The organism is Klebsiella sp. EMBS2024, assembly GCF_036233805.1.
Classification (GTDB): Bacteria; Pseudomonadota; Gammaproteobacteria; order Enterobacterales; family Enterobacteriaceae; genus Klebsiella; species Klebsiella pneumoniae.
Map to the genome: position 1 here is coordinate 2,338,843 of NZ_JAZARW010000001.1, position 9,455 is coordinate 2,348,297.

The window sequence follows — 9,455 nt, forward strand, 5'->3', positions numbered from 1 at the left end:
TGCGCCATTTTTTTTGCCCTCAGCATGAGGGCTATTGGGTAAGCAGACCGTTGTCAGACGAACTATTCTGCGCCGACAGCGACGTCGCCGTGCTACCTGCCCCCGCCGACACCACCACCGGATACCCCGCCCTTCTCGACATCGCTTTTTTCAACTGCAGGTCATCCACTGCTTTATCCTCTGCGAAGGCGTGAAACGCCGCTGGCAGCGTGTAAGCGATGGTCCGGGTGTTTTCCCCTTCGGTCTGCGAAAGCGGCCTGTGGACTTCGACATAGCGTTTACCATCCGGCTCGACGGCAAACTTCACCGGCTGATTGATAATCCGTACCGGCGTCCCGGTTTTCACCTGGCTGAACAGCGCTTTGATGTCATCAGCGTTCATCCGCATACAGCCCGAGCTGACGCGCAGACCAACGCTGTCTGGGGCGTTAGTTCCGTGGATGAGATATTCACCGTTACCGTAGGCCAGACGCAGCGCATAGCGGCCCAGGGGATTGTTCGGTCCGGCCGGGACCACCGCTGGCAGCGTCACCCCTTTCTCCAGCGAGCGCGCGCGGATGCCGGCGGTAGGCGTCCAGGTAGGGTTAGGGATCTTCTGCCCCACGTGGGTGGTCATCTCCGGCGTTTCCAGACCTAACTGGCCAATGCCCAGCGGATAGACCTGCACCTGATTCTCTCCCGGCGGGAAGTAATACAGCCGCAGTTCGGCGAGGTTGACGACAATGCCCTCCCTCGGCACGTCGGGCAGCAGCATCTGAGAAGGGATAAGGACCTGAGTGCCGGGCTTCGGCTGCACCGGCGCAATCGTATCGTTGGCTTCGAGGATCAGCATCGCCGCGGTATCGAAATGGCGCGCAATTGCCTGCAGGTTGCGATCTCCCTCCTGTACCGTCCAGTACTGATTCTGACCAATCAGCCGACTGTTGGCGGGAGGGAGCGGATAATCAACGGCCCAGGCGGCCGAGGAGGCGCCAAGGGCGCTGAGAAGGGCTAAGGTGATCATCGTTTTGCGTTTCATACTGAGATTCCTTCTTTCGCTGATAAAACGCCAGGAGACTGAACGGCGGCAGGGTCAGCGCCCAGCCGGACGTAACAGAATGAAATCTACCTGTTTATTCTAGCTAATATTTGCCGCTTTCGCGCGTATCGCGCGGATCATGGCTTCGAGGCCTTGCGAGCGGGAGGGGGTGAGATGCTGGGTGAGCGCCATTTTTTCAAACCACGGACGCACGTCGAACTCGGTGATGTCCTGAGCGGTCATCCGGTCATAGAGGATAAACACCACCGCTATCAGACCCTTGACGATCGCCGCATCGCTATCGCCGCGCAGGGTGATCACGCCTGTGGGATCCTGGTCCATCACGATCCAGACCTGGCTTTGACAGCCCTGAATAATGTTCTGCACGCTATGTTCTTCCGGGCTTAGCGGCGCCAGACGCTGGCCAAGCTCGATGATATAGAGATACTTCTCTTCCCAGTTGGCGCAACGGCTAAAGTTACGCAACAGTTTGTCTTTGTCCGGTAGTGCCGCCATTGTCCCGTCCTTTACCCTAACAGTTTGCGGATCCGCTGGAGGCCGGCCACCAGGCGGTCCACCTCTTCCGTGGTATTGTACATCGCCAGCGATGCCCGACACATAGCCGGTACCTGATACCGGGCCATCAACGGCATCGCGCAGTGGTGTCCGGTCCGCACGGCGATCCCGTAGTTATCGAGGAAGCTGCCGACGTCATAGGCGTGATGCTGACCGAGGTTGAAAGCAATTACCCCTTTACGCTGCGCCGGGCCGTAAAGGATCAGATCCGGTACCGCGCGCAGGGCATCGAGCGCGTAGCGCATCAGCGTCTGCTCATACTCGGCAATCTGCGTCAGTCCCAGCTGGGTGACGTAGGTCAGCGCCGCGCCGAGGCCAATGATCCCCCCGGTATTCGGCGTGCCGGCCTCAAAGCGCCACGGCGCCTGATTCCAGGTGGTGCCCTCCGTCAGGCTGACGGTGGCGATCATCGACCCGCCCCCTTCCCAAGGCGCCATCGTCTGCAGCAGCTCGGACCGGGCGTAGAGCACGCCGATCCCGGTCGGCCCATACAGCTTGTGGGCGGAGAAAACATAAAAATCGCAGCCCAGCGCCTGGACGTCCACCGGGTGGTGCATCACCGCCTGGGCGCCATCCACCAGCACTTTCGCGCCATGCAGATGCGCAAGAGCAATCAGCGCCGCCAGCGGGTTTTCCGTCCCCAGCACGTTGGAGACCTCGGTTATCGCCAGCAGGCGGGTGCGCGGGTCAAACAGTCCCGGGACAACATCCAGTTGCAGCGTACCGTCCGGGTTCAGGGGGATCACCCGCAGCTCAGCCCCGACGCGGGCGCAGAGCATCTGCCACGGCACAATATTGGCGTGGTGCTCCATTTCGCTGATGATAATGTTATCCCCGGCGCCGACGTTGGCGTTTCCCCAGCTGTTGGCCACCAGGTTGATACCCTCGGTGGTGCCGCGGACGAACACCACTTCCTCCGCCGACCCGGCGTTAAGGAAGGTGGCCGCCTGCTGACGCACGGCTTCCATCCGCGCGGTGGCTTCCGCGCTGAGGGTATGGATGCCGCGGTGCACCGCCGCGTAGCCGTGGCGATAGAATTCCGCTTCGGCGCCGATCACTGCCTCCGGCTTCTGGGCGCTGGCGGCGCTGTCGAGATAGACCAGCGGCTGACCGTTGACCTCCCGGTTCAGTACCGGAAAATCGGCGCGAACCTGTTCTACTGAAAATGTCATACAGTGCCTCCCGGCAAACGCTGTCCAATACGCGCCAGCACCTGCTCTCTGAGCGCGTCGCTGCGGATAGCCTCGGTGAGCTCGGCGGCGAAGGCGTAGAGGATCATCTGCTGCGCCGCCTGCTGTTCGATACCGCGCGAGCGCAGATAGAACAGCTGCTCTTCGTCAATGCGCCCCACCGTCGCCCCGTGGCTGCATTTCACGTCATCGGCGTAAATTTCCAGCTGCGGTTTGGTGTCGACCTCCGCCAGCCGCCCGAGCAGCAGATTATTGTTGGTCATCTGACCGTCGGTTTTCAGCGCGAGCGGCGCGACGTTGATCAGCCCGTTAAACACCGCCCGCCCCTTATCGCTGACGATGGTTTTGTGCAGCTGGCGGCTGGTGCAGTAGCCGACCTGATGGTCGAGCCAGGTGCGGCTATCGCAGACCTCATTTTTCACCGGCATCGCCAGCGAATTGAGGCGCAGGTTGCTGTTTTCGCCGCCCAGGCGGGTGCTGGTCTGGTGACGCAGCACCTGGCCGCCAAGCAGGAAACTGCTGCTGAAGGCCGAGGCGTCGCGGCCCAGCAGCAGGTCGTTATGGGCGAAGTGATAGCTGCGGGCATTCTCAAATGCCAGCTTGATATGCTGGAGGTGCGCGTTATCGGCCACCGTCATGGTCAATCGCCCGCCGGTGAAATGCGGCTGCTCATTGAGGCTCAGGTAATGCTCGACAATCGTCGCCTCCGCCCCGCTCTCCAGCGCCAGGTGATGGCGATAGTGGGCGGTATTCAGCGCATCGCCGGCCAGGCCACTGGTGATATGCATCAGCAGCAGCGGTTTATCCAGGCGGCCGTTGCGCGGCACGCGAATGCGGGTCACCGTCTGGGCCAGGCTTTCGGTCAGATGGAGAAACACCTCCGGCTGCAGGGCATCCGGCAGATGCTGGCGCTGATTATCGACACTGACCTCCACGCCGCTGGCGGCAAGATCGTCGCTCAGCTGAGGATGATAGCGGCCATCGATAAACACCAGCCGCCAGGCGTCCAGCGGCAGCGCCAGCGCATCACGCTGTTCAGCACTGAGAGAGGCCCCCTCATCGGCGACAAAGCGACCGTTAAGTAGGGCATCCAGCGGAGTGTATTTCCAGTCCTCGTGCTTGCGCGTCGGCAGCCCAAGGCGCAGCAGCTGCTGCAGATGCTGACTGGCCTCCGGGGTACGCGGGCCGCCCTGCGCTTCAAACAGATGGTGCCACTGCTGCAGCGCGTTACTGCTGTTCGGTAAGCCAGCCATAGCCCTGCTCCTCCAGCTGTTTGACCAGAGAGAAATCGCCCGACTTCACAATCCGCCCCTGATACAACACATGGACATAGTCCGGCTTGATATAGTCAAGGATGCGCTGATAGTGGGTGACAATGATAAAGGCGCGTTTGCCGTCGCGCAGGGCATTCACTCCCTGCGAGACGATTTTCAGGGCATCGATATCCAACCCCGAATCCGATTCATCGAGAATGCACAGCTCCGGCTCAAGCACCGCCATTTGCAGAATATCGTTGCGCTTTTTCTCACCGCCGGAGAAGCCAACGTTCACCGAGCGGGTCAGGAGATCTTCCGGCATCTGCAGAAGCTTGATCTTTTCTTCCATTAAGTCCTGGAAATCGAAACGATCCAGCGCCTCCTGGCCACGATAATTGCGCACGGCATTCAGCGCAGTCTGCAGGAAAAACTGGTTGCTGACGCCGGGGATCTCTACCGGATACTGGAAGGCCATAAAGATACCTTCCCCGGCGCGATCTTCCGCAGCGAGTTCGAGCAGGTTTTTGCCCTTAAATTCGACGCGACCGCCAGTCACCTCATAATCTTCACGCCCGGCCAGGGTGGCCGAAAGCGTACTTTTGCCTGAGCCGTTCGGCCCCATAATGGCGTGGACCTCTCCCGGGCGCACCTCAAGGTTCAGCCCGCGCAGGATCGCTTTATCTTCGACGGCGACGTGTAAATCTTGAATACTTAACATCTTTTTTCCTTAATTATCAGCCGACGCTATGTTCAAGGCTAATGGCCAGCAATTTTTGCGCCTCTACAGCGAACTCCAGCGGCAGCTCGGAGAAGACGTCTTTACAGAAACCGTTGACGATCATCGAGATGGCATCGTCTTCGCTGATCCCGCGCTGCAGGCAGTAGAACAATTGATCTTCGCCAATCCGCGAGGTGGTCGCCTCGTGCTCCAGCTGGGCGCTGTTGTTGCGGCATTCTACATACGGGAAGGTATGCGCCCCGCAGTCCGGGCCGATCAGCATCGAATCGCACTGGGTATAGTTGCGGGCGTTGGTGGCGGTCGGCATGATTTTGACCAGCCCGCGATAGCTGTTCTGACTATGTCCGGCGGAGATCCCTTTCGAGATGATGGTCGAGCGGGTATTCTTGCCGATATGGATCATTTTGGTGCCGGTGTCCGCCTGCTGATGGCCGCTGGTCAGCGCCACCGAAAAGAATTCGCCGATCGAGTTATCGCCGCGCAGGATGCAGCTGGGGTATTTCCAGGTGATGGCCGAGCCGGTTTCCGACTGGGTCCATGACATTTTGCTGTTCTCCCCTTCGCACAGGGCGCGCTTGGTGACGAAGTTGAGGATCCCGCCGGTGTTGTTATCGCCGGGGAACCAGTTCTGCACCGTGGAGTATTTCACTTCCGCGTCTTTATGGATGATGACTTCAACGACCGCGGCATGCAGCTGATAGCTGTCGCGCACCGGCGCCGAGCAGCCTTCAATATAGCTGACGTAGCTGCCTTCATCGGCCACCAGAATGGTGCGTTCAAACTGCCCGGTCTTTTCGGCGTTGATGCGGAAATAGGTCGACAGCTCCATCGGGCAGCGGACGCCCTTCGGCACATAGATAAAGGTGCCGTCCGAAGCCACNGCGGCGTTCAGCGCGGCAAAGAAGTTGTCATTCCCCGGCACTACGGTGCCCAGATACTTTTTCACCAGTTCCGGATGGTCGTGGATCGCCTCGCCGAAAGAACAGAAGATGATCCCCTGCTCGGCCAGCTTTTCTCGGTAGGTAGTCGCCACCGACACCGAGTCAAATATCGCGTCCACCGCCACCTCGCGCCCTTCGCGTACCGGCACGCCCAGCTGGTTAAAGGCTTCTTCCACCTCGCTGGTCAGAAAGGTATTGGCCCCGGTCTGCTGCACCGCGCCAGGCTCGGAGGCGCAGGTCTCATCGCAGTTGCCGCAGGAGGGCGCGGAATAGTAGCTGTAATCCTGATAATTCAGCTTATCGTAATGCGCTTTCAGCCAGTGCGGCTCCTCCATTTCCAGCCACGCCCGGTAGGCATTCAGACGAAACTCCAACATCCACTGCGGCTCATTGCGGCGAGCCGAGATAGCCCGAACGACTTCTTCATTAATGCCTTTGGCCAGCTCATCGGTTTGCAGGCGAGTAAAAAAGCCCTCTTTGTAGTTGAGCGGGCCGCCGGTCCAGGTTTTGACATCGTCAGTTGCTTCAGTATTACGCGACATAGTTACTCCGCCTGCACCCCAAAACTTTCGCCGCAGCCGCACTCATGCTGCGCTTTCGGGTTATGAAATTTAAAGATTTCATTTAAACCTTCCCGGACATAATCCAGCTCGGTGCCGTCGATGAACGGCATCGCCTGCAGCGGCGCAAACAGCTTCGCCCCGTCAGATTCAAAGAGCAGATCGTCGGGCGCCGGCTCGGCAATCATTTCGAGCACATAGCCAAAACCAGCGCAGCCGCTGGTTTTAATGCCCAGCCGCAGCCCTTTCTTATCCGGCTGCTTGCGCATCAGATCGCGGATATGCGCGGCAGCGGCCGGCGTCATGGTCAGTCCCTGCCAGCTGAAATCGGCGGGATTAAAAGTTCCTGCTTGTACTTCCATCGATAGACCTCCAGGTTGGCGCCATCAAGGCATACCGCCATGTTAGTGATAATGATTATCACTTCAACCCTTCTGCAGCAGGGGTATTGCCTCATTTAGTGCTTTTTATAAGCATAGACCCTCGCCCGGGGATTTTCAGGGCGTGCAAATAGAACTTAATCTATTGATTTATAATATGTTATTTTGAAATCATTCTATCTCCGCACGCAATGGCAAAGATGTATCGAAAATACCGATTTATGCAATAGCGGCAGACCACCTTGCTGGTTATCGCTTGCAGGCGAGCATAAAGTGACAACGTAACAGAAAGACCATGCCAGCGCGGGGCGCGGCCCCGGCCATGCGCTAGAAAAAAGCGGGTAGTGAAAGCGCCCGCCGGTAACGCTTCAGGAAAGGAATAAGCGCCGCTCGCCTGGCCGCGTTCGGGAAATNANACCAAAATAAAACGGGCAAACGGGGCTGCCAGGCGGGATACCGGCTGGCTAGGTGCCTTTACTCACCAGCCGGGCGGCCTGGACAAAGACCTCATCCTCTACCCCGTCCCCCTTCTGTCTGCCCAGCCTCACCAGTTCATCCACGATACTCCCCTGATTAATCTGCTTTTGTGTAGCCACTAAGCTAATGACCGCCGCGCCGATGGCCATGCCAATCAATGCCGTTTGTTCATCTTTATCTTTCATGGTGTCGCTCCGTCTGCCCTCCTCAGAAAGGCTAGCAAAAGATACCATCTGCTCAATTTCAAATTCATCTTCTTTACACCTCCCGGAAAACGCAGGCGCCGCACTGACCTCTCCTTCCCCCTGGTGGCGATGGCGCAAAGCGCTGTCGCCTCATACCGGGTCTTTATTTTGCCAGCTTCACGTTGCGCGGAAATAAATAAAAATAACGCGCGCGCCGAAGAGTAAAAAAAGGAAATAGCAGCCTCAGCGATAAAACCAGATTATTCCAGCAGGGAATAGCTGGAATGCTAATATTTCATTTCCTCGCCGGTTTTTAGAGGCCTATAGTTTTTTTACCTGCAGAACATCCACTAAGGTTAAAAAACATAAGGACATAATAATGATTGTTTCAGCCCCCAGCGATTATCGCGAAGCCGCTCGTCGTCGTCTGCCCCGCTTCCTTTTCGATTATATTGACGGTGGCGCGGTGGCGGAAAACACCATGAACGCCAACGCCGCCGAGCTTGCCTCGGTAGCTCTTCGCCAGCGTGTACTGTGCGGGGCCGGCGAACCGACGCTGGCGACCACGATCCTTGATGCCCCATGGGCGATGCCCGTGGCGCTGGGGCCCGTCGGCGCCACCGGGATGTACGCCCGCCGCGGCGAAGTCCAGGCGGCCCGCGCCGCCTCCCGCGCCGGGATCCCGTACACCTTATCCACCGTGTCGGTCTGCTCGATTGAAGAGGTGGCGAGCCACGCCAGCGGCGCGCTCTGGTCCCAGCTGTACGTACTCAAAGATCGCGGCTATATGCGTAACGCGCTGGAGCGGGCCTGGGCCGCTGGCATGAAAACCCTGGTATTTACCGTCGATATGCCAATCCCCGGCTCGCGGTATCGCGATAACCGCTCAGGGATGTCCGGGCCGCACGCCACCCTGCGACAATATCTCCAGGCTTGCACCCATCCGCGCTGGGCGATGAACGTCGGGCTGGCGGGCAGACCCCTGTCGTTTGGTAATATCGAAGCCTACACCGGCCACAAAATGACCATGGACGACTATATGGGGTTCATCAGCAACAACTTCGACCCGTCCATCGCCTGGCACGATCTGGAGTGGATCCGCGACAGCTGGCAAGGAAAATTAATCATCAAAGGGATCCTCGATGCCGACGATGCGCGCAATGCCGTGCGGCTGGGCGCCGATGGTATTGTGGTGTCAAATCATGGCGGCAGACAGCTCGATGGCGCCATCCCCACCGCCCGGGCGCTGCCCAGGGTGGTGGATGCGGTCGGCGACGATCTGACAGTGCTTGCCGATTCCGGGGTGCGCTCCGGCGTGGACGTTATACGTCTGCTGGCCCTCGGCGCGAAAGGCGTGCTGCTCGGTCGGGCCTATATTTATGCCCTGGCCGCGGCGGGCGAAGCGGGCGTGGCGCATCTGCTGCGCTTATTTGCCGAGGATATGAAGGTTACCATGACCCTCACCGGCGCGACCTCGCCATCGGCCATCAGCCTCGATTGCCTTGATCGCCTCGAACAGGATCAACACCGCACTCATGCGGTGCCGGTATCCTTACCCGCCTGACGCTGCCCGGGACCTGGCCTGGCCATGTGCCTCGCCCAGGTCCGGCAAAGTGGAATTACCTCTGAAGGTGCAACTCTGTCTGTTGTAGCGTGTTCTCCGGACGGATGCGGAACCAGATCGCGTACATGGCCGGCAGGAAGATAAGGGTCATGATGGTTCCCCCCAGCGTCCCGCCAATCAGCGTATAGGCGAGCGTTCCCCAGAAGACCGAATGAGTGAGCGGAATGAACGCCAGGATCGCCGCCAGCGCGGTCAGCAGAACCGGGCGGGCGCGCTGCACCGTCGCCTCCACCACCGCGTGGAACGGATCGAGCCCCGCCTGTTGGTTATGATGGATTTGGCCAATCAGGATCAGCGTATTGCGCATCAGGATCCCCGACAGGGCGATCAGGCCCACCAGGGCATTGATGCCAAACGGCTGATTGAACAGCAGCAGCGTCGGGACCACGCCAATCAGCCCCAGCGGCGCGGTCAGGAAAACCATGACCATCGCCGACAGCGAACGCACCTGCAGGATAATGATCAGCAGCGTGAGGGCGATCATTATCGGAAATAACGGCACCATCGCC

The 9,455-nt window shown here is 59.1% G+C and carries 10 protein-coding genes and 1 pseudogene; 2 read left to right on the plus strand and 9 right to left on the minus strand.

From position 1 onward, the window contains the following. Positions 1-31 precede the first annotated feature (31 nt). The 8 genes from ldtE to VZP09_RS10805 all read right to left on the minus strand — a co-directional run bounded on the left by ldtE (position 32) and on the right by VZP09_RS10805 (position 7,322). On the minus strand, positions 32-1,018 hold the full coding sequence (gene ldtE / locus VZP09_RS10770) for a L,D-transpeptidase LdtE (RefSeq protein ID WP_223411795.1): 987 nt from the start codon (positions 1,016-1,018) through the stop codon (positions 32-34). 99 nt (positions 1,019-1,117) lie between these two features. Continuing rightward, a complete protein-coding gene (sufE, locus tag VZP09_RS10775; RefSeq protein WP_002908865.1) occupies positions 1,118-1,534 on the minus strand; it encodes a cysteine desulfuration protein SufE in 417 nt (138 codons plus the stop codon). An 11-nt stretch (positions 1,535-1,545) separates the two neighbouring features. Beyond that, positions 1,546-2,766 carry a cysteine desulfurase SufS gene (sufS, locus tag VZP09_RS10780; RefSeq protein WP_223411794.1) on the minus strand — a complete coding sequence of 407 codons (1,221 nt, stop codon included), beginning with the start codon at positions 2,764-2,766 and terminating at the stop codon, positions 1,546-1,548. Further along, positions 2,763-4,037, minus strand: a complete 1,275-nt coding sequence (gene sufD / locus VZP09_RS10785) for a Fe-S cluster assembly protein SufD (protein ID WP_328795129.1) — start codon at positions 4,035-4,037, stop codon at positions 2,763-2,765. Before sufD ends, sufS begins: the two co-directional genes overlap by 4 nt. Continuing rightward, positions 4,012-4,758: a Fe-S cluster assembly ATPase SufC gene (gene sufC, locus VZP09_RS10790; RefSeq protein ID WP_002908876.1), complete on the minus strand. Its 747-nt coding sequence runs from the start codon at positions 4,756-4,758 to the stop codon at positions 4,012-4,014. The genes sufD and sufC overlap by 26 nt, the downstream gene beginning before the upstream one ends. Positions 4,759-4,774: 16 nt before the next feature. Next, positions 4,775-6,262, minus strand: a complete 1,488-nt coding sequence (sufB, locus tag VZP09_RS10795) for a Fe-S cluster assembly protein SufB (RefSeq protein WP_002908877.1) — start codon at positions 6,260-6,262, stop codon at positions 4,775-4,777. 2 nt (positions 6,263-6,264) lie between these two features. Next, on the minus strand, positions 6,265-6,642 hold the full coding sequence (gene sufA / locus VZP09_RS10800) for a Fe-S cluster assembly scaffold SufA (protein WP_004143232.1): 378 nt from the start codon (positions 6,640-6,642) through the stop codon (positions 6,265-6,267). Positions 6,643-7,124: 482 nt separating this feature from the next. Further along, positions 7,125-7,322, minus strand: a complete 198-nt coding sequence (locus tag VZP09_RS10805) for a hypothetical protein (RefSeq protein WP_002908880.1) — start codon at positions 7,320-7,322, stop codon at positions 7,125-7,127. On the opposite strand from VZP09_RS10805, the pseudogene VZP09_RS10810 reads away from it, so the two are divergent. Together VZP09_RS10810 and lldD are read left to right on the plus strand one after the other, a co-directional pair. After that, positions 7,321-7,413: pseudogene (locus VZP09_RS10810) on the plus strand (hypothetical protein); the annotation flags it as partial. The gene VZP09_RS10805 and the pseudogene VZP09_RS10810 overlap by 2 nt on opposite strands. 288 nt (positions 7,414-7,701) lie before the next feature. Further along, entirely contained in the window at positions 7,702-8,886 is a 1,185-nt protein-coding gene (gene lldD, locus VZP09_RS10815) for an FMN-dependent L-lactate dehydrogenase LldD (RefSeq protein WP_004151846.1), read from the plus strand. A 55-nt stretch (positions 8,887-8,941) separates the two neighbouring features. On the opposite strand, the gene VZP09_RS10820 is transcribed toward lldD, so the two are convergent. Then, on the minus strand, positions 8,942-9,455 hold a 514-nt coding region (locus tag VZP09_RS10820), incomplete at its 5' end, for an efflux RND transporter permease subunit (RefSeq protein ID WP_328795130.1).